Here is a 20,605-nt window from a genome sequence, read left to right on the forward strand (position 1 = left end):
CAATCGACTTAAGATGCCGCGGGAGTGACACGTAGGCGTGTCGCGGACAACTTGATCGTGAGCCAGAATGGAACATAGATGGTTAGGAACAGCACTGTCACGGATGCCACTTCGCCTCGGAAATAATGCAGCAGCAAGCTCACAAATAGTGCATGCCGACCGAGAGTCAAATCACAGTCCGCCCGGGCACGGACCGCGCGATAGGAGCAGCCATACAGAAAACCTGCGACCAGCCCGCCTCCAAGAAGACCAAACCAGCCGAAGTTCATATACATTTCGCCAAAAAAACCGGGAGGCAACGTGGTGCCCTCGTTTAACCAGGCGGCAGGCCAAAACGCCATCGTGAAAATTCCCGGCGCTGTCAGCGGCTTTGCCGGATACCAGACCGATGGTATCCAGATAAGAAAAATCATCAATAATGTTTGACCATATTCAAACTGCATTTGCTTCGGCATGGCGTCCATTAACACCGCCATGGTTTGAAGCTGCATCATGTTGCCGGTAAACTGCAAGAACAGGAATTTCAAAAAGGCTGAAACCACCGTATCGCCATATGCCGTGAAAGCAAAATGCCCCAATACTAGATACTCTTGCTTGATGACGTGATAAATCATCAACAGCACAAACAATAGCACCCCAAAAATTAGAAGCTTCCACGTTGAAAACCGGCGAACCCGGTAATGCCACACGAGTGCCAACGCAAGAATATAAACAAATATGGTGGCCTTAGCCCCTTGCAACGCAATGATTGCAACTGAGGCCAGAAAATAAATAGAGAACAGCAGAATTGACTTAGGCGATGCAGGCTTTTGCCGATTGGTCAACATGAGCGCCCACGCCAACCCGACGCTTAAGTATGAATTTTGCAGCAAAATAATAAAATTCATACCTGCTGACGCGCGTGTTCGATCACTCGCAGCGACCAACACTTCTTCGAAGCCACCTTGCAGATGGATCGTCAACAGTAGCCCGGCGGTAGCGACACCCGCGATGACGTAAAACGATAAAGGAAGACGCCGGCTCTTAAAGCCCAAACAACTTACGATCCTGGTGGGCGCGCGCAAACTCGCTCGGCCACCGAGCACTGCCAAATACGCAGTCGCAAAGCACAGCATCGCGAAGCCGTATCCAAATACAGCTTGTAATGCCGCAGACAGCTGGTCAGAGAAATCAAATCGCCAGAATTGCGAAAATCCATCTTCCTGGTTGAGGAACGGATATAGCGGCAACAGTACGCCACCGACAAAAAATGCCATCATCAAAGATAATGGCGAAAAAGGATCAATGCGACGCATCGGCCCTCCCACTCGATCGTTGATAGCCAAGCAATACCAGAAGACCCGATAGCTTAAGTGCGCCGAGGTGCAGCAACAGCGAAACCACTGCCCCAGCAACAAACAGGAGAACTACCCCGTCGACAGCAAAATATTTTGCCAGCGGATAAGCGAATGCCCCAGTAATAATAACTTCGACGATGTTGACATACACCGAAACTCGATATTTTCCAAGCGCAGTAATGACGGTGCCAATCGAAAGCGTGATCGCCCGCAACGGGAGAACGAAGCTCATCATGAACAGAGCGTTGATGGCAGGCGTGTAAGTCAATCGCAACCACTCTCGATTAATAATCCACGCAGCAAGCACCAAAAAAAAGAAAAGTACTGCCATGCCTAGCATGTTGCGTACGAGCTTATTAAAGCGCTCGCGAATCAGGGCAGGCGTGTGCAGTTGAGAAACAAGGCGCGGCAACTCCACCTGCATCGTTACAGCAAGAAGTAGGTTGGGCACCATCAATACAAGCGATGCGAGCCCGAAAAAACCGATTTTATCTGTCGGAACCTTTGCTGCCGCAAGTGCCAAAATCGGCAAATTGTCGCAGAGCAGACGAACAAATAGCGCTAGATTTGCCGTAATGCCCAAAGAAATGACATGCCAATTGGGAAGTACCTGACGGTTGATACCACCCGTCCCACGAAAATAATGGCGAACCCCAAGCAACATGCCGATCAATACAGCACTCTCACCAAGGTAACGCCCCACCACCCAACCACCGACCCCGAACGACCAAGACAACAAACATACAACACTGATCGCGAAGCACGTCAGTACCACTACGCGTACCGAAAATTCAGACGCAGTCTGCGTACCCTGCGCAAACGCGGCAATGACCCGAACGGTATTGCTAAGCAGCGCAACCCCCGCAATCAAGGCAACATAGTGGACCATTGCTCCGGACAGCAGGCCCCGAGTCAGCAGCAAGACAACGACTACGAGGCTGCCGACAATGATCTCCATGCAAATAAGCCGTTTCAACAACTGAGCCCGCTCTGCATCATCCCGTAGGGCCGCGATTTCACGAATCGCGAGCGTAGGTGCTCCAACCGACGTACCAAGCACAATGATGGACAGGATGGACTCCACTGTCCGGATCACGCCGACTTGATTTGGCGTCAGAAAAAACGCGGACAGAAACTGCGAGATCAAGACTCCGCCCTGAATACAGGCAGTCAGAATCAAGACACCTATCGCGGTCCGGTATCGGTGCAGAAGTTGGAAGAGGTTTGCCACGTTTTGCGGTCCGTGTATGGCGTCCGTGCAATAGAACGCGGTGTCGTCAGCGGGAAGACGTCACTGCGTCGAGCATGTCGGCCAACTGCTTCCTGCGCTGCTCGATGGAGAAGTTTGCTTCGATATGGCGCAGTTGAGCCGCCTGCAGGACCGGATCGCTAGGGGTGTCAGCCACGTCGAGCATGGCTTGCGCCAGTTGCCCAACGTCATTGGGCGTTACGAACCGGGCATACGTCCCGGCGACCTCGGGCACCGCCCCCGATGGGCTCGTAATGACCTGTGCTCCGCATGCGATAGCCTCACCGATTGCGTGCCCAAAACCTTCAAACAGCGTTGGTTGCACATAGGCCAGGCAGCGACGGTAGTGATCGCGCTTCTCCTCGTCAGAAATCATGCCTACGAAATCGACCCGATCCTCCATACCTGCATTGCGTGCCAAGGCGACCAAGGCGTCGTAGTGGTCTCCCTTCTTCCCAGCCATCACCAGACGCAGATTGGGTCGTGCCTGAGCCACACGACCAAAGGCTTCAACGATTGAATCCAGGCACTTGCGCTTTGCGTTGGTACTGCTACTCCAACTGACCGTAAAGAAATAGTCGCCTCGCTGGGATACATCAGTCCCGGGGTTGTAGTACGCCGTATTGATTGCCAACGGGCTGAGCACCGGATTGCGAACCGGCAGATGCTCCGTCACAAGGTCGTACTCGCACTGCGAGATAAAGAGATTGCGTGTCGCGCGCTTGAGCGCGAGCTTCATGAGCCACTTCTGCCATAGCGGACGGTCCAGGTAACACAAACCCGGAATCACGCCATGGCAAGTGTCGTAGTCGAAAGCCCCCGTCACGATGACTGGGCGGCGATTCGGCATGGAGCGCAGAATTGGATAGAACGCGTAAGTCCACCACCAGCAGTAGTACAGGTCGGCTGTCTTATCCAGGCTTTTGAAATCTCCGGCCAGCACAACCTCGTGCCCGAGGCTCCTGAGGATCTCAATATCGACCTTGTAGAATTCGACGGTCTCGAACATTTCACGCCAATTGGCGTGATTGGTCATGTTCGCGAAAAAGCAAATACGCATGGATATCGAGTCGTGTTTTGTGCTGCTACGCCGCGGAGCGCTGTGCATCCGGGTCGCAAAGGGTCAGTGGGCTTGCGCGGTGTACTGGTCGTACATGTGCGTGAGGATCTCCCTCAAGCCCGGAGCTGGAATATCGCCAACGAGACGGCGCAGCTTTGCCGGCGAGCCGTATAAGCGAACCACCTCGGCGCCACGCACGAGACCCGGGTCAACTTCAACCTGGATGTTGTGGCCCGAGATTTCCTTCATCGTGCCGAGGATTTGTGCAATCGAGTAATCCCTGCCACCGCAGATGTTCACCGTCTCGGATACGGCATCGCCAACGAGCAGGCGCCGATATGCTTCCACGAGATAGCTGACATCGCTGATATCCCGCGATACGTCAAGATTGCCCAACCGAATGACAGACGCGCCGGACGCGAAGTGCTTGACGATCTTCGGCACAAGGAAATTCTCTGCTTGCCCAAACCCTGTGTAGTTGAACGGCCGCGCGATCAACATGGGCAACTTGCCGAACCAGTTCCGACAGATCATCTCCATCGCCAGCTTGCTGTTGGCGTAGTGATTGGCTGGCGCGGGCGGCACATCTTCGGTAATGGGTAGCTGGTTCGCGTTGCCGTATATGTTGGCGCTGCTGGCAAGCAACACCTTGGTGGGTGTCACATTGGCCGCAAGAATTGCCTTGAGCAACGCCTCGGTGCCCAGCACATTGACGCGATAGAACTCGAGCGGGTCATCATGTGCCACGTACGCGATGGCAGCCAAGTGCACCACGTAGTCTGGTCGCACCTCGCTGATGATTCGCGTAAGCGAGGCGACGTCGTTCAGATCACAATGCCGGACACCTTCATCCGCACTTTGACCAATGCCATACACCTCAAGACCGTCGGCCATCAGGGCGTCACGCAAATACCGCCCTGTGAAGCCGGACAACCCTGTCACGAAGACGCGCTTCGCCATGGTCAGCACGAAAAGCCGTTGCGATTGCGGCGCAGGTCAGCCTCAACCATCAGGTTGCACAGCGTCTCGAGCGAGGTTTCCGCGCGCCAGCCAAGTTCCTCATACGCCTTGGCCGGATTTCCGATCAGCAACTCAACCTCAGCAGGACGATAGAACTTCGGATTGACGCGAACGCGTTGCTTGCCCGTCGCCACATCTACGGCGACTTCTTGCTCTGCCGTGCCGGACCACGCCAGTTCAATACCTGCCGCCTTGAACGCCATTGTGACGAAATCACGCACGGTTTCCGTTCTGTTGGTCGCCAGCACATACGTGTCAGGACGATCAGCTTGCAGCATCAGGCGCATACCCTCGACGTACTCCTTGGCGTAACCCCAATCCCGCTTGGCGTCCATGTTGCCGAGCTCCAGGCAATCCAGCTGACCCAGCACGATCTTGGCAACCGAATCCGTGATCTTGCGCGTCACGAATTCTTTGCCGCGCAGCGGCGATTCGTGATTGAACAAAATGCCGCTGGTGCCAAATATGCCGTAGGACTCGCGATAGTTGATCGTCATCCAGTGGGCATACAGCTTGGCCACACCGTAGGGGCTGCGCGGATAAAACGGCGTCGACTCGACTTGTGGCACAGCTTGCACCTTGCCAAACATTTCCGAAGTCGATGCTTGATAGAAGCGGATCGCCGGATTGACGATGCGAATCGCTTCCAGCAGATGCAGTGTCCCCAGGCCGGTGATGTTCGCCGTGGTAATTGGCTGGTCGAACGACACGCCAACGAAGCTTTGCGCCGCTAGGTTGTACACCTCGTCAGGCTGCACTTTGTCCAGCAGACGGATCACCCCAGAAGCATCGCTCAGATCGAATTCGACCAACTCCAGTTCAGGATGATGCTCGATGCCGAGCTCCGCCAAACGCCAGAAGTTGACGGTGCTGGAGCGTCGATACGTACCGTACACGCGATAGCCCAACTCCAGTAGTCGCTGCGTCAGGTAGGCGCCATCCTGGCCTGTAATACCGGTAACAAGAGCTTTTTTCAACGGACAATCCCCCGCGTATCGATGATCGTTTTGTCCTGCAAGGTCATCCACAGGATCGTCTTGAACTGATCGTGATCCACTAGCAGCAAGACAATGTTGGCGCGCTCAAGCGCAGAAGCCACATCGGCCAGTTCCACACCCTTGTCGGAAAGCTCGGCCGGCAGCGCATCGACATGGGGTTCAACTGCGAGAATCTTGCCAACGCCATCTGCAGCGAGTCGGCGCACGATCTCCACCGACGGGCTTTCGCGCAAATCGTCGATGTTCGCTTTGAACGCCAGACCCAGACAGGCGATGACAGGAGACTGCAGGTCGCGCGCCGCTTCCTTAACCTTGGTGACCACATAACCCGGTTTGCCGTCATTGACTTCGCGGGCGGTACGAATCAGTCGTGCCTCGTTGGGTGCCGAGTCGACAATGAACCACGGATCCACTGCGATGCAGTGACCACCGACACCAGGACCCGGCTGCAGAATGTTGACGCGCGGGTGGTGATTGGCCAGTCGGATGAGCTCCCAGACGTTGATCTTCAAGCGATCACAGATGAGTGAGAGCTCGTTGGCGAACGCGATATTGACATCACGGAACGCATTTTCCGTGAGCTTAGCCATTTCGGCGGTTCGCGCATCAGTCTTCAGGCATGCACCCTGAACAAACGTGCCGTAGAGCTGTGCCGCGAGCTCCGCGCCTTTGACCGTCATGCCACCAATGATCCGGTCATTGGAAATCAGTTCACGCAGAATGTGGCCAGGCAGCACACGCTCCGGACAGTACGCAAGATGCACGTCGGCCTGCTCTCCGGCTTGGTGCGGGAACTTCAAATCGGGGCGAAGTTCGGCCAACCATGCCGACAGTTGCTCTGTCGCTCCAACAGGCGAGGTCGACTCGAGCACGACGAGATTGCCCGCTGCAAGAACAGGTGCAATCGAGCGAGCAGCCGCTTCCACGTAAGCGAGGTCTGGCTCATGATCATTCTTGAACGGGGTCGGCACCGCGATCATGAATGCATCAGCCGGCTGCGGCACCGTGTTGGCAACCATGAAACCGTCTTTGACAACCTGGTGCACGAGTTGATCAAGATCCGGCTCAATAATGTGAATCTCGCCGCGATTAATCGTATCGACAACGTGCTGGTGCACGTCAACACCATAGACCTTGATGCCCCGGCTCGCGATCACCGTGGCCGTGGGCAATCCGATATAGCCCAGGCCGATCATCGAGACCGAACGGATTGTTGCCATTAATGAAACTCCCTTGCAAGGATATCGACGATACGGCTTGATGCTTTGCCGTCGCCATAAGGATTGTGAGCACGCGACATGCTTTGGTAGACGCTAGCGTCGTCGAGCAGGGCAGCCGCCTCGCGGACGATCGTCTGCCGATCGGTACCGACCAGTCGCACGGTGCCAGCCTCCACCGCTTCTGGCCGCTCTGTGGTATCACGCATCACGAGGACCGGCTTACCCAGCGAGGGGGCTTCTTCCTGAATCCCGCCACTGTCTGTCAGTATGAGATGACTCTGCCCCATCAAGTACACAAAGGGCAGATAGTCCTGCGGCTCAATCAGGTGGACGTTCGACAAACCACCCAGAATGCGAGACACCGGCTCTTGGACGTTGGGGTTCAAATGAACCGGGTACACGATCTGAACGTCGGGCCGAGCCGCCAATTCCGCCAGTGCCGCGCAGATGTTCTCAAAGCCGGCACCGAAGTTCTCGCGGCGGTGCCCCGTCACGAGAACAAGACGGCTGTCCTCACGCAGATAGGGGAAACGCCCAGCCAGCGTGTCGTGCATGGACGTGCTCTGCTCAATGCGCGCGTGCACCTCCAGCAAACTGTCGATCACGGTATTACCCGTGACATACACGGTCTCAGCCGCAATACCTTCTCTGAGCAAATTCAGACACGCTTGCTCCGTCGGAGCAAAATGAGTCGCCGCAATTGTCCCGGCGATCTTGCGGTTCATCTCCTCAGGCCAAGGCGAGTAGATGTTGCCTGTCCGCAAGCCGGCCTCCACATGGCCCACTGCGATGCGGTGGTAATACGAAGCCAGCGTCGCAGCCATCGTTGTGGTCGTGTCGCCGTGTACCAATACAAGGTCCGGCCGCCACTGATCAAAGACACTGCGCAAGCCCGTCAACACACGCGCCGTCAGATCCGTAAGATCCTGACCCGGCTGCATCAGATCGAGATCAAATTCCGGCACGATGTCAAAAAGCGACAGCACCTGATCAAGCATTTGCCGGTGCTGCGCCGTCACACATACCCGCGTATCGAATCGTGGGTCCCCCTTGAGGGCCTCCACGACCGGCGCCATCTTGATAGCTTCCGGCCGCGTACCAAAGACAACCAAGACTTTCATAGTTCGTATATCAATTGCACCTTGTCTGCACTCCGCAGAAATGCCGGACATAGCATCACCGGCCGCCCGCTGCTCCCACAGCCTCGGCACCAGCCTTCCCATCAAGAAAGCGTTTATTCGGGAAAAACCCTGAATTCTAAGCTAAGTCGGCGTCAAAGTGCCTTATTGAAAAGATGCCCATAAGCCACATTTCTAGAATCGAGCACCGGGGCGCCGGTGTTTAGGCCTTTGGCAACAAGGCCAGGGCCCTTCCAGACAATCAGGACGTCCGCCCGTATGAGTCTTCGAAACGGACGATATCGTCCTCCCCAAGGTACTCGCCGCACTGGACTTCAATCATGACGAGATCGATCACCCCCGGATTGATCAGGCGATGCTTGTGGCCCGCGGGTATGTAGGTGGATTGATTCGGCTGCAGTTGAATCTTCTGCTCGCCGTTGATGACAGTGGCTGATCCGCTGACAACGATCCAGTGCTCACTGCGATGGTGATGCATTTGCAGTGACAACTGCTCTCGCGGCTTCACCACGATGCGCTTGATCTTGAAGCCATCCCCCTCTTCCAACACCGTGTACGTCCCCCACGGACGATGGGCGGTTCGGTGGATACGGTAGCTTTCGTGACCAGCTTTCTTCAACTGCCCCACGATGTGCTTCACATCCTGAGTACTGTCGCGATTGGCGACCAGTAGCGCATCAGGCGTGTCGACAATGATCAGGTTTTCCACGCCGACTGCGCCAACCACACGATCTTCGCTCTTGATGTAGCAGTTACTGACCCCATGCAAGAGCGCATCGCCATAGATGCGGTTGCCCTGCGCATCCGGGGGCGTCAGCTCGCTGATGGAGTGCCAAGAGCCGATGTCACTCCAACCCATATTGCTGGGCACCACCGCGACACGATCCGATTTTTCCATGATCGCGTAGTCGATGGAAATATCTGCGACGTGCTTGAATTGCTCCGCATTCAGTTCCAGCGAACAGCAACCGCTCGATGTCGCTTCGGCGCCGAAATCAACACTTCGCTCGCACGCTTGGAGCAAGTCGGTAGCGTACTTGCCAAATTCTTCGACCGCGTGACGTGCCGTAAAGCAGAACATGCCTGAGTTCCAAAGATGGACCCCACTGGCCACGAACGCCTCAGCAACATCCAGTTTGGGTTTCTCGATGAATCGAACCACAGAGTGAACACCTTCACGCTGCTGCTCGGCATCAAGCTCAATGTAGCCGTAGCCGGTCTCGGGAGAGATCGGACGGATACCGAACGTAACGATCCGCCCTTCCAATGCCGCAGTTGACGCCGTCTCAACGACTGTCTTGAACTGATTCAGATCATCGATCAGGTGATCCGCCGGAAGCACCAGCATCACCGCATCGTCACCATGACGGCGACAAATCCAATGGGCTGCCGAAGCAACTGCGCCAGCAGTATTTCGGCCAAACGGCTCCAACACGAACCCGAGTGGGATGTGCCGATTGTTGATCTCCTGGCATTCATCGCGCGTGAGGAAGAACGTCTCACGGTTCGTGACAACGACGACCTCAGCAACGTCGGCAAACAACGTAGCGCGCTTGAATGTCTTCTGAAGCAGGCTTTCGCCGTCGGCTAACTTGAGCAAAGGCTTGGGGTAGGACTCGCGCGACACCGGCCAGAGCCGCGTCCCGGCACCGCCGGAAATGATGACAGGAACGATCTTCATTTTGACCAATCTCGATTTAATAGAAAATTATAATTTATTCTGTGCACCGCTCCCTCCAGCTCCCACCCAAACAAATCACAACAATCGCTAAGAGAAAATCTCCACGTCTGATAGGGATCGACCGGCTGCGTCTTTGACCGAGACGATCGGGGTGTCGTCAGTCGGCCATTGGATACCTACTGTGGCGTCATTCCATTGCAAGCAGCGCTCGAACTCTGGGTACCAAAAATCCGTCGTCTTGTACAGCAGCTCAGCGTATTCCGACAGCACCAGAAATCCGTGCCCAAAACCCTCGGGAATCCACAATTGCCGCCGATTCTGAGCAGACAAGGTAACGCCGGTCCAGTGGCCAAACTCAGGCGAACTCCTACGCAGGTCCACCGCCACATCGAACACCTCACCGGCAAGCACGCGTATGAGCTTTCCCTGTGGTCGCTGCACTTGGTAATGCAAACCACGCAGGACGTTGCGTACAGACCCTGAGTGGTTGTCCTGGACAAAAGTCCGATTCAACCCTGTTGCCGCCTCAAAATCTCTCGCGTTAAAACTCTCGTAGAAAAAACCGCGGTCATCACCGAATACCTTGGGCTCGAGAACCAGCACATCCGTAAGCGCCGTCCGTGTCACCATCAGATTGGTAGGCATTTGAGATATGCGTTGGCGCGTTGATTACCGATAGCGCCTTGTTTAATGAAAAATTTGGTCCAGCAGGCGGCGCAGCCCCACTCTCCAGTCGGGCAACACCATACCAAATGTCTGCTGCAACTTGGACGTATCGAGACAGGAATTCGCCGGGCGCGATGCGGCCTCTGCATAGTCGGCGGCCAAAATTGGCGTGATCCGTCCTGATGTCGCCTTCAGCGCGATGCCGCGAGCTTGCGCGTGGGTCAGAATCTCCACGGCATAGCCATGCCAACTGGTCTGCCCTGCGGAAGCAAGGTGATAGAGGCCGAATGGAAAGTTCCGACGATCGGCAAGCATCCAATAGCGCGCAAGCAACTCAGCGGTTACATCAGCAATCAAATCCGCCGTGGTCGGCGCGCCGATCCGATCGGCGATAACTCGCAAGTGATCTTGCTCACGGCCGAGTTGCAAGATCGCCTTCACAAAATTGGCCCCATGTGCACTGGCAACCCATGCGGTACGCAAGATCAATGCTTGAGCACCGCTCTCGGTAACCGCCACCTCTCCTGCCAGCTTGCTCCGCCCGTATGCTGATAGTGGATTGGTCTGATCGGTTTCAACATACGCCCCCGACTTGCCGCCATCGAACACATAGTCGGTGGAGTAGTGAACGAGCAAGCTGCCCATCGCCCTGGCTTCTTCAGCCAGGATGCCCGGCGCGACTCCGTTGACCGCAAATGCCTGCTTGACCTCGATTTCCGCCCGGTCAACGTTCGTATAGCCTGCCGCATTGATGATCACATCGGGACGAATTTCGCGCAGCGTCTTACGCAATGCTGCGGGTTGCGTCAGATCGCATGCAGCATGATCCCGGGCGACAACGCGTCCCAGGCTAGCCAAACGACGTTGCAACTCGAAGCCCAATTGACCATTGCAACCCGTCACAAGTAACGTCGGATGGGCAATCGTGCTACGCGGCATGATGCCCCACACCCTCATTGCGCAGGGCCGCCTGCACCCATACCGGGTTGTCCAAAAACCACTGGACCGTCTTGCGCAGCCCCGACTCAAAAGATTCGACTGGCTGCCAACCCAGCTCGCTATGAATCTTATTTGCGTCCACTGCGTAACGCCGGTCATGACCGGGACGATCTTCGACAAAGCAAATCTGCTCTCTGTACGAATCCTCACGCCGGGGACGCAGTTCATCCAGTAGATCGCAGAGGGTGTGGGCGATCTGCAAGTTCGAACGCTCGTTGCCGCCGCCCACGTTATAGGTTTGGCCCACGCGCCCGTGTGCAAGAACAGCTCTCAATGCGGCGCAGAGATCGCCAACGTACAACCAATCGCGAATATTGAGACCGTCTCCATAGATGGGCAGCGCTTTGCCAGCCAATGCGTTGGTGATGATCCGAGGGATCAGCTTCTCGGGAGACTGATAGGGCCCATAGCCGTTCGAGCAGTTCGTCGTGAGCACCGGCAGCCCATACGTGTGATGGTAGGCACGCACAAGATGGTCGGCCCCCGCTTTGGATGCGGAATAGGGACTGTTCGGCCGGTAAGGTGTTGTTTCGGAAAAGCTCGGGGCTTCAACGCCAAGCGAGCCGAACACCTCGTCAGTCGAAACATGAAGCAGACGAAACGCCGCACGCGAATCGGTATTCAGACTGGACCAATACGCACGGGCAGCCTCAAGTAGCGTAAACGTTCCGACCAGATTGGTCTGAATGAAGGCTGCGGGCCCATGAATTGACCGATCCACATGGCTCTCGGCGGCAAAATGCACTATTGCGCGAGGCTGGTACTTAGCAAGCACGTGGTCCAGCGCCATACGGTCACAGATGTCGGCCTGCACGAATACGTAGCGAGGATTATCGCCAACCGATGCCAATGTCTGCCTATGGCCGGCATAGGTCAATTTGTCGACATTGACCACGCCATCAGCGGCCGGATCCGACAACCACTCCAATACGAAATTGCCGCCAATGAACCCGGCACCGCCAGTTACGAGGATATGGGACAAACGCTGCACTCCTGCCTATCATCCGACCACGGGCCATAGCGTGCTGATGCCCAGGTTGTCCCCACAACAAGGGCAGCAAGAAACGAATTGCCGCGCATCACTATAAACAACGTATTCTATCCGCCCCCACCATCTCCCCCGTGGCAAGCCCCAAGAAATTTGTAGCACGCTGTAAGAACTGAGACGTCAACGTCTCTGCAGTGGACAACAACATCCGTTTTTACCGAGCCATCGTGCATTCCCACGCTTCCGAGACCACGCCCCACGCCATCGGCGACCTCCAAGGCTGCTGCGCCCCTCTCCAGTCCCTCCTGGCCGCCCTGCCAGCCAACGCGCCACTGCGCTTCGTAGGCGACCTGATCAACCGTGGCCCTGACTCTCTCGGCACGCTACGGCAAGTCATCGCCCTCTGCGAAGCCGGTCGCGCACGCACGGTGCTCGGCAACCACGACATCCACCTGCTGGCTGTGGCGGCCGGCGTGCGCAAGCCGGGCAAGCGCGACACCATCGCCGAAATCCTGGCTGCACCCGATCGTGATCAACTCATCGACTGGCTACGGCACCAGCCATTGGCCATCTTCGAGAACGGTTTCCTGATGGTGCACGCCGGCGTTCTGCCGCAATGGACGACAGGCGACGTGCTGGAACTGGCGGGCGCCGTAGAGCGCGAGTTGCGTAGCGCACATTGGAAAACCTTCCTAGCGGACGCGTTCGGCAACCATCCTGCCAAGTGGAGCAATGATCTCGTCGGCATGGACCGCCTGCGCCTGACGATCAACGCCCTCACCCGCCTGCGCTTCTGCACGCTAGATGGCGCGATGGAGTTTGAGACGACAGACGCCGAAGGTGCGCCCGACGGTCACATGCCGTGGTTCGATGTGCCGGGTCGCCGCACACGCGGCACGCCCATCGTTTTCGGACACTGGTCCACGCGCGGTTTGGTGATGCGCGATGACCTGATCGGCCTGGATACCGGATGCGTGTGGGGCGGAAAGCTGTCAGCAGCGAAACTTTCGCTGGCGCCAGCAGAGCGCGATGTGGTGCAGGTCGCGTGCGAGCAGGCGCAAGACCCGCTCGCTCACCAGAAAAACTCTCAGGCGGCCTAGCCTGCGCGTTCGATTAGCGCCGCGACAGCGTCCTGGCTGTGCGCGGCCAGTGACCGGCGGTCCATCTCTGGGGCCACAGAGGTACCCACGAGCACCTCCACCACTAACGGTGGTCCGTTCAGGATGGCGTTGATCGTATCCATCATCGACAGATCGCCGATGTACGCGGGAATGGTCGTCAACTCGCCGGTGGCAGCAATGCGATAGCGCAACGCCACGGGGCGGATCGGGGCGGCGGCGGTCACCGGCGCCTGGAACAGGTTGGCGTGGAACGGCAGCAGTTGCAGCCCGTCCGACGTCGTCCCTTCGGGAAACACGCAGATCGCATCCCCGCTGCGCAGTGCATCGGCGATCACGTGCATGATGCGGTGTGCGTCACGCTTGCGGGCGCGCTCAACGAACAGCACGCCAGTCTGCGCACACAGCCAGCCAATCACCGGCCAACTGCGGATTTCCGACTTGGCGACGAAGCGCGGCGGGTACCAGCTGTTGATCGCGTAGATGTCGATCCACGACACGTGATTGGACACGAGCATGGACCCGGCCAGATCCTTGCCTTCAACCGGCTCGCCATGCACGACGAGCGAGACGCGAAACAGCGCCAGCAGCTTGCGCGACCAGCGCTGAATCAGCGCCCGCCTGGTGCTAGGGCGTACCCACCAGAACAGCAGCGCACACGTGGTCAGGCCCTCAGCCAGATGCACGAGCAACCGCAGCTTGCGCAGCAGGTGTTTTCGCTGCGGTGTGCTCACCCCAGTGGGTGCGCTTTCCATGCGCTGATCAATGCCCGTCATAGGCAAGGTGGCCGGCAACCAGCGTGGCGCGCACGCGGCCTGCCAACTCGAAGCCCAGGTACGGCGAGTTCTTGCCCTGGCTGCGCAGGCTGCGTGGCTCGACCTTCCAGGTGGCGTGCGGATCGAACACGCACACATCGGCCATCGCACCGACCTCCAGCGAGCCCGCCTGCAAACCCAGCACGCGCGCCGGTTCACTGGTAATGCGGGCAAGCGCCTTCGACAGCTCGACCTTGTGCTCGGCGGCCCAGCGCAGCGTCAGCGGCAGCAGGGTTTCGAGGCCGGTCGCACCGGGCGTGGCCTCCGCAAACGGCAGCAGCTTCTCGTCGTCGTCCACGGGGGTGTGATCGGAACAGATCGCGTCGATGGTGCCGTCGGCCAGCGCGCGCACAATGCCGTCGCGGTCGCGCCCTGAGCGCAGCGGCGGCACAAAGCGCATCTGCGAATTGAAGTAGCCGATGTCAACGTCGGTCAGCGAGATGTGGTGGACGTTTACGTCGCACGTGACCGGCAGGCCTTCCGCCTTGGCAGCGCGCACGAGTTCGAGTCCAGCAGCCGACGACAGGCGGCACAAATGCACGCGCGCACCGGTGCTGCGCATCAGTTCGAAGATGGTGTGCAGGCGCACAGTCTCGGCAATCACCGGCACGCCGGAGAGGCCCATGCGAGACGCCAGCGGGCCGCTTGCCGCCACGCCGCCCTTGCCCAGGTACGGATCTTCGGGGCGCAGCCAGACGGTAAAGCCAAAGGTCCGCGCGTACTGCAGCGCGCGCATCAGCACCTGCGTATCAGCCATCGGCGCATCGGTCTGCGAAAAGCCGACGCAGCCCGATTCAGTCAGCTCGGCCATCTCGGTCAGCACCGCGCCTTTCAGGCCAACAGTGAGCGCGCCCAGCGGATACACGTGCGCCTGGTTCAGGTTGCGCGCGCGGAACTTGAGCATCTCGACCAGGCCCGGCTCATCCAGCACGGGGTCGGTGTCCGGCGGGCACACCAGCGACGTCACACCACCGGCCATGGCTGCGGCCATTTCCGATTCGAGCGTCGCCTTGTATTCGAAACCTGGCTCGCGCAAACGGGCAGACAGGTCGATGAAGCCCGGGCTGACGATCAAACCTGTCGCGTCGACCGTCTTGTTGGCATGGAAATCCGCCGGTGCGTGGCCGACGCCGACCACCTTGCCCGCAGCGATGTACAAGTCCTGTTGTGCGTCGATGCCGTTGGCCGGGTCGATCAGGCGGCCGCCTTTGATATGCAGTTTCATCGGTCAGTCTTTATTCTTCGTTGTTGCCAGCCACGATGCCCATCACGGCCATCCGCACCGCAATGCCGAACGTCACCTGGTTCAGGATTACCGATTGCACGCCGTCGGCCACGGCGGAGTCGATCTCCACGCCGCGGTTCATCGGGCCAGGGTGCATGACGATGGCGTCGGGCTTGGCCAGTGCGAGGCGGTCTTGCGTCAGGCCGTACGCCTTGAAGTATTCCTGCGCAGACGGCAGCAGCGCGCCGCTCATGCGCTCGTTCTGCAGGCGCAGCATGATGACCACGTCCACGCCCTTGAGGCCCTCTTCCATGTTGTGGAAGACACGCACGCCCATGTGCTCCAGGCCGCCCGGCAGCAGCGTGCGCGGGCCGATGGCGCGCACCTCGGCGCAGCCCAGCGTCGTCAGCGCATGGATATCGGAACGCGCCACACGCGAGTGCAGGATGTCACCGACGATCGCCACCGTCAGGTTGGAGAAATCTTTCTTGTAGTGGCGGATGGTGAACATGTCGAGCAACCCCTGCGTGGGGTGCGCATGACGGCCATCGCCTGCGTTGATCACGTGCACGTGCGGCGCAACGTGCTCCGCAATCAGGTACGGCGCGCCGGAGCTTGCATGCCGCACGACAAACATGTCGGCTTGCATGGCCGACAGGTTGTTGATCGTATCGAGCAGCGACTCACCCTTGCTGGTGGACGACGCGTTGATGTTCAGGTTGATCACGTCCGCCGACAACCGCTTGGCTGCGATCTCAAACGTGGTGCGCGTGCGCGTGGAGTTCTCGAAGAACAGGTTGAACACGCTCTTGCCGCGCAGCAGCGGCACCTTCTTCACCTCGCGGTCGGAATCCGATACGGAAACGAACTGCTGCGCGGTGTCCAGCACGTGCGTGAGGATGTCGCGCGACAGCCCCTCGATCGACAGCAGGTGCTTGAGCTCGCCGTTTTTCGTGAGCTGCGGATTGGCGAAAGTCTTGGGCATGAGAGACAGATACGGCAGAAGGCGACGAAAGCGGTCAGTACAGAACAGAAGCGATACAGCGCGCGAACTCAGGCACCCTTGGGCTCGCGCGTGAAGGTAAAGCGTGCGAAGGCGCCCTCACCGGATTCGCTCAGCACGAGCGACTCGTTGGCTGGCAGCGTAACGCGCTCACCGATGTAGTCCGGGGCAACCGGTAGTTGACGCTCGCCGCGGTCGACCAGCACGGCCAGTTCCACTGCGGCCGGGCGGCCGTAGTCGAACAGCTCGTTGATGGCGGCGCGGATGGTGCGGCCGCTGGCCAGCACGTCGTCCACCAGCAAAATGCGGCGCTCGTTCACATCGAACGGCAGCGTGGTCGGCTGGGCCTTGGCGTGCAGGCCCTTCTTGGCGTAATCGTCGCGATGCATGGCCACGTTGACCACGCCATATTCCGGCAGGCCTAGGTCATGCGCCAGTCGCTTGGCAATCCAGGCGCCGCCGCTGACGATTCCGGCCACCGACCAGGCATGGCCGTCGGCCATCCGTGTGCGCAGTTGTGCGACGAGGCTCTGGTACAGCGCCTCGGCATCGATCTGTTGCGATGTCATGCGTGTGATTCGTCGAAGAACTGTTGGAGGATGATGCGCGCGGCTTCTGCGTCGAGCACATCGTCGGAGGCGCCGGCATCCTGTGCGGCGATCGAAGAATAACGCTCGTCTACCCAGGTGACCGGCAGGCCATAACGGCCGTGCAATTGATTGCCGAAACGCTTGGCGAGCTTGATCATCGGCTGCTCATCGCCATCGGGATGCACAGGCATGCCGACCACGAAACCGACTGGCTGCCACTCGTCGATCAGGCGCGCAATCTGCGCAAAGCGGAAGTCGACCGAGCGGTTGGGAATGGTTTCCAGCGCCCGAGCCGAACGCGAAATAGTATTGCCTAACGCAACACCAATGCGCTTTTCGCCGTAATCGAATGCCAGCAGAGTGCCGTCTGGGGGCACGGGAGCGGTGGCCGGACCCGTCGCCGATGCGGGCTCAGGCATGCCCTGCCTCGCCCGACAGCATGGCGGGGTTGATGCCAAGCAGGTTCAGCGCAGCGGCAAACCGCTCTTCGGCAGGCACATTGAAGATGACCTCGGGGTCGGCCTGGACCGTCAGCCAGCCGTTACGGCTGAGTTCGTCTTCCAGTTGGCCGGCGCTCCAACCGGCATACCCGAGCGTCAGGATGAAGCGCTGCGGCCCGCCGCCCTGGGCGACAGCTTCCAGCACATCCTTGGAGGTGGTCATTTCCAGCCCGCCCGGCACCGCCAGCGACGACGAGTACGCGCCCGTGGCGTCATGCAGCACAAAGCCGCGCTCGGTCTGCACCGGGCCGCCGTAGTACACGGGCTGTTCTGCGAGGGGGTGGATTTCGAGCTTGAGATCGATCTTGTCGAACAGCGTCGCCAAGTCGATGTCGATGGGGCGGTTGATGACGAGGCCGAGCGCGCCGCGCTCGTTGTGCTCGCACATGTACACCACCGTGCCCGAAAACGTGGAGTCCGCCATGCCAGGCATAGCGATCAGGAACTGATTCGTGAGATTGATAGGTGCGTCCGGCGAGGCCATGCGACTAGTTTACCAAAAGCCCCCGGCCATCGCCCCTTTCATTTGGAGGAGCCTGCTTCCGGGGTAAGGATTTTGTGCCGGATCACGCACCCGGGGCGTTCTGACGCTCCGGCGTGGTGTGCAGCGCTTCGATGTCGGCGGCGTCCAGCCAGCGCCATTCGCCGGGGGCCAGATCGTCGCCCAGCGACAGCCCACCGATGGCGCTCCGGTGCAGCCCGGTCACATGGTTGCCGGCAGCGGCCACCATGCGCTTGACCTGGTGGTACTTGCCTTGCGTGAGCGCCATGCGCAGGTGGTGCGTGTCCACGCGCTCGGCCCAGGCAGCGATAACGTTTTCATCCTCGTCGTCCAGCAGCACGCCGGCACACAACTGGGCGACCTGCGCGTCGGTCACCGGCTCGGCGGTGGTGATCTCATACACCTTGGGCACCTGATGGCGCGGGCTGGTGAGCGTGTGGACGAACTGGCCGTCGTCGGTCAGCAGCAGAAGGCCGGTGGTGTCCTGGTCGAGCCGACCCACGCACTGCACGCCACGCTCGCGCAGCGGCACCGGCAGCAGCGTGTACACGCTCGGGTGATGCTTCGGCTTTTGCGAGCACTCCACGCCGGCCGGCTTGTTGATCATCAGGTAGGCACGGGCATGGTACGTCCAGCGCTCGCCGTCCACGTCCAGCACCAGGCCTGCGGTATCAACCAGCGCGTCGGGGTCTTCCATCTCGACGTCATTGATGAACACCAGCCCCGCGAGCACGAGGTCCTTGCAATAGCGGCGCGTGCCGAAGCCTTGGGATTGCAAAATGCGATACAGCGGAAGACGAGCGGAAGAATCAGCCATGACAACAACATGAAGAGAAGAATGCGGCGCGGTTTGCCAGATTTTGCCGGGTTTCGCCGGGCGTTTTGCGATACGCTCTCGGCCAATCTCCAGACCAGCCGACTCTGCCCGATGCCGCCTACCACCGGAAACCGCCAGCCCTATCACATCGGAGCACATTTCCAGCGCGGACTCGTTTGGTTCCGGCGCGATCTGCGGCACGTTGACCACGCGGCGCTGCATTATGCCCTGCGCCACTGCCGCGAAGTCTATTGCGTGTTCGTATTCGATCGCGACATCCTTGATGCGCTGCTCGCGCGCGGGCTCATGGCAGACCGCCGCATCGAGTTCATCCGCGCATCCATCGAGGAGCTGCGCACCGCCCTGCGCGAAGCCGGCGGCGAGCTCATCGTCGTACACGACCACCCGCGCCACGCCATTCCCGCGCTCGCGCGCCAGCTCAACGTTGAGGCTGTTTTCGCCAACCACGATGAAGAGCCCGCCGCCCAGGCCCGTGACGAGGCCGTGCGCAAAACGCTCGCGCAGCAGCCTTGCGCCTGGTTCGACTTCAAGGATCAGGTGATCTTTGAGCGCGACGAGGTGCTCAACGGCCAGGGCAAGCCGTACGGTGTCTTCACCCCCTACAAGAACGCCTGGCTGGCCGCGCTCACGCCGTTCGATCTGCGCGCGTACCCAACCGAGCCCTACTTCGGCGCGCTGGCCAAGCCGCCACAGGCACTCGCGCACGCCACACCGTCGCTGGAAGCCATGGGCTTCGCGCACACCAACCTTTCGGAGATCGCCTTGCCCGCCGGCATGTCCGGGGGCGCAGCACTGCTCGACGATTTCGAAGACCGCATGGACGACTACCACGCTCGCCGCGACTTCCCCGCCGTGCGTGGGCCGAGCTACCTGTCGACACATCTGCGCTTTGGCACCGTGTCGATCCGCACATTGGCAGCGCGCGCGCATGCGGCCATGCTGCGCGGCAGCCGTGGCGCGGCGACGTGGCTGTCGGAACTCATCTGGCGCGACTTCTATTTCATGATCCTGCACCACCGCCCAGACCTGGCCGATGGCGCCTCATTCCACCCGGAATTCGACCGCATCCGCTGGGTTGATGGCGAAACCGGCGACGCGCGCTTCGAAGCCTGGAAAGCCGCGCGCACCGGCTACCCGCTGGTGGATGCCGCCATGCTGCAGATCTTCCAGAGCGGCTACATGCACAACCGCCTGCGCATGGTGGCAGCCAGCTTTCTCATCAAAGACCTTGGCATCGACTGGCGTCGCGGTGAGCAGTACTTTGCCGACGTGCTCAACGACTTTGATTTCGCTGCCAATAACGGCGGCTGGCAGTGGGCTGCATCGAGTGGGTGCGATGCGCAGCCGTGGTTTCGCATCTTCAACCCGGTCACGCAATCGGAGAAGTTTGACCCGCAAGGCCGCTTCATCCGCAAGTACCTGCCGCAGCTCGCCGGGCTGCCTGACAAGTTCATCCATGCACCGTGGACGGCGCCTGCCAATGTACTGAAGGAAGCAGGCGTCGTGCTTGGCGAAACGTACCCACACCCCATCGTCGACCATGCCGGTGCACGCGCTACCACGCTCGACCGTTATGCGGTCACCAAGGCCGAGCGCACCTCCGGCGCGGAGGCAGCAGCACTGCACCAGCGCTCGTGACAGCTTGAGCGCGCTACGC

Annotated in this window: 20 protein-coding genes; 2 read left to right on the forward strand and 18 right to left on the reverse strand. The window is 59.3% G+C overall.

Annotated features, from left to right (window positions below; all coding sequences use genetic code 11):
• Positions 1 to 8 precede the first annotated feature (8 nt).
• The 11 genes from R2N11_RS02160 to rfbB all read right to left on the reverse strand — a co-directional run bounded on the left by R2N11_RS02160 (position 9) and on the right by rfbB (position 12,351).
• Positions 9 to 1,295 (reverse strand): hypothetical protein, encoded by a 1,287-nt coding sequence (locus R2N11_RS02160; protein WP_316679953.1) that lies wholly within the window; start codon positions 1,293 to 1,295, stop codon positions 9 to 11.
• Entirely contained in the window at positions 1,282 to 2,517 is a 1,236-nt protein-coding gene (locus R2N11_RS02165) for a lipopolysaccharide biosynthesis protein (protein ID WP_316679954.1), read from the reverse strand. Before R2N11_RS02165 ends, R2N11_RS02160 begins: the two co-directional genes overlap by 14 nt.
• Positions 2,518 to 2,614: 97 nt before the next feature.
• Positions 2,615 to 3,622 (reverse strand): glycosyltransferase, encoded by a 1,008-nt coding sequence (locus R2N11_RS02170; RefSeq protein ID WP_316679955.1) that lies wholly within the window; start codon positions 3,620 to 3,622, stop codon positions 2,615 to 2,617.
• An 87-nt stretch (positions 3,623 to 3,709) separates the two neighbouring features.
• The gene (locus R2N11_RS02175; RefSeq protein WP_316679956.1) at positions 3,710 to 4,606 is read right to left on the reverse strand and encodes a GDP-mannose 4,6-dehydratase; all 897 of its coding nucleotides are present in this window, start codon (positions 4,604 to 4,606) and stop codon (positions 3,710 to 3,712) included.
• Between the two features lie 2 nt (positions 4,607 to 4,608).
• Entirely contained in the window at positions 4,609 to 5,643 is a 1,035-nt protein-coding gene (gene gmd, locus R2N11_RS02180) for a GDP-mannose 4,6-dehydratase (RefSeq protein ID WP_316680031.1), read from the reverse strand.
• Positions 5,640 to 6,884: a UDP-N-acetyl-D-mannosamine dehydrogenase gene (gene wecC / locus R2N11_RS02185; RefSeq protein WP_316679957.1), complete on the reverse strand. Its 1,245-nt coding sequence runs from the start codon at positions 6,882 to 6,884 to the stop codon at positions 5,640 to 5,642. The genes gmd and wecC overlap by 4 nt, the downstream gene beginning before the upstream one ends.
• Positions 6,884 to 8,005, reverse strand: a complete 1,122-nt coding sequence (gene wecB, locus R2N11_RS02190; RefSeq protein WP_316679958.1) for a non-hydrolyzing UDP-N-acetylglucosamine 2-epimerase — start codon at positions 8,003 to 8,005, stop codon at positions 6,884 to 6,886. Before wecB ends, wecC begins: the two co-directional genes overlap by 1 nt.
• A gap of 259 nt (positions 8,006 to 8,264) precedes the next feature.
• Positions 8,265 to 9,704 carry a mannose-1-phosphate guanylyltransferase/mannose-6-phosphate isomerase gene (locus tag R2N11_RS02195; RefSeq protein WP_316679959.1) on the reverse strand — a complete coding sequence of 480 codons (1,440 nt, stop codon included), beginning with the start codon at positions 9,702 to 9,704 and terminating at the stop codon, positions 8,265 to 8,267.
• A gap of 87 nt (positions 9,705 to 9,791) precedes the next feature.
• Positions 9,792 to 10,349, reverse strand: coding sequence for a dTDP-4-dehydrorhamnose 3,5-epimerase (gene rfbC, locus R2N11_RS02200; protein WP_316679960.1), 558 nt, complete (start codon positions 10,347 to 10,349; stop codon positions 9,792 to 9,794).
• Positions 10,350 to 10,391: 42 nt separating this feature from the next.
• Positions 10,392 to 11,309: a dTDP-4-dehydrorhamnose reductase gene (gene rfbD, locus R2N11_RS02205; protein WP_316679961.1), complete on the reverse strand. Its 918-nt coding sequence runs from the start codon at positions 11,307 to 11,309 to the stop codon at positions 10,392 to 10,394.
• The gene (rfbB, locus tag R2N11_RS02210; RefSeq protein WP_316679962.1) at positions 11,299 to 12,351 is read right to left on the reverse strand and encodes a dTDP-glucose 4,6-dehydratase; all 1,053 of its coding nucleotides are present in this window, start codon (positions 12,349 to 12,351) and stop codon (positions 11,299 to 11,301) included. Before rfbB ends, rfbD begins: the two co-directional genes overlap by 11 nt.
• 230 nt (positions 12,352 to 12,581) lie before the next feature.
• On the opposite strand from rfbB, the gene R2N11_RS02215 reads away from it, so the two are divergent.
• Positions 12,582 to 13,457 (forward strand): symmetrical bis(5'-nucleosyl)-tetraphosphatase, encoded by an 876-nt coding sequence (locus R2N11_RS02215; protein ID WP_316680032.1) that lies wholly within the window; start codon positions 12,582 to 12,584, stop codon positions 13,455 to 13,457.
• Here the strand turns inward: R2N11_RS02215 and R2N11_RS02220 are convergent.
• The 7 genes from R2N11_RS02220 to R2N11_RS02250 form a co-directional block, all read right to left on the reverse strand.
• Positions 13,454 to 14,251 (reverse strand): lysophospholipid acyltransferase family protein, encoded by a 798-nt coding sequence (locus R2N11_RS02220; RefSeq protein ID WP_316679963.1) that lies wholly within the window; start codon positions 14,249 to 14,251, stop codon positions 13,454 to 13,456. The two genes, R2N11_RS02215 and R2N11_RS02220, sit on opposite strands and share 4 nt — an antisense overlap.
• Positions 14,238 to 15,515, reverse strand: coding sequence for a dihydroorotase (locus R2N11_RS02225; RefSeq protein ID WP_316679964.1), 1,278 nt, complete (start codon positions 15,513 to 15,515; stop codon positions 14,238 to 14,240). Before R2N11_RS02225 ends, R2N11_RS02220 begins: the two co-directional genes overlap by 14 nt.
• A 10-nt stretch (positions 15,516 to 15,525) precedes the next feature.
• Positions 15,526 to 16,500, reverse strand: a complete 975-nt coding sequence (locus R2N11_RS02230; RefSeq protein ID WP_199030284.1) for an aspartate carbamoyltransferase catalytic subunit — start codon at positions 16,498 to 16,500, stop codon at positions 15,526 to 15,528.
• A 68-nt stretch (positions 16,501 to 16,568) separates the two neighbouring features.
• A complete protein-coding gene (gene pyrR / locus R2N11_RS02235; RefSeq protein WP_316679965.1) occupies positions 16,569 to 17,087 on the reverse strand; it encodes a bifunctional pyr operon transcriptional regulator/uracil phosphoribosyltransferase PyrR in 519 nt (172 codons plus the stop codon).
• Positions 17,084 to 17,527: a Holliday junction resolvase RuvX gene (ruvX, locus tag R2N11_RS02240; RefSeq protein WP_199030282.1), complete on the reverse strand. Its 444-nt coding sequence runs from the start codon at positions 17,525 to 17,527 to the stop codon at positions 17,084 to 17,086. The genes pyrR and ruvX overlap by 4 nt, the downstream gene beginning before the upstream one ends.
• Complete coding sequence (locus R2N11_RS02245; protein ID WP_199030281.1) at positions 17,520 to 18,092, reverse strand: YqgE/AlgH family protein; 573 nt, start codon at positions 18,090 to 18,092, stop codon at positions 17,520 to 17,522. The genes ruvX and R2N11_RS02245 overlap by 8 nt, the downstream gene beginning before the upstream one ends.
• Positions 18,093 to 18,174: 82 nt before the next feature.
• Positions 18,175 to 18,927: a 16S rRNA pseudouridine(516) synthase gene (locus tag R2N11_RS02250; RefSeq protein ID WP_199030280.1), complete on the reverse strand. Its 753-nt coding sequence runs from the start codon at positions 18,925 to 18,927 to the stop codon at positions 18,175 to 18,177.
• Positions 18,928 to 19,038: 111 nt separating this feature from the next.
• Here R2N11_RS02250 and R2N11_RS02255 point away from each other — a divergent pair, with 111 nt between their 5' ends.
• Positions 19,039 to 20,586: a cryptochrome/photolyase family protein gene (locus R2N11_RS02255; protein ID WP_316679966.1), complete on the forward strand. Its 1,548-nt coding sequence runs from the start codon at positions 19,039 to 19,041 to the stop codon at positions 20,584 to 20,586.
• The last annotated feature ends 19 nt before the right edge of the window (positions 20,587 to 20,605 follow it).

The organism is Ralstonia flaminis (assembly GCF_958415495.1).
GTDB lineage: Bacteria > Pseudomonadota > Gammaproteobacteria > Burkholderiales > Burkholderiaceae > Ralstonia > Ralstonia flaminis.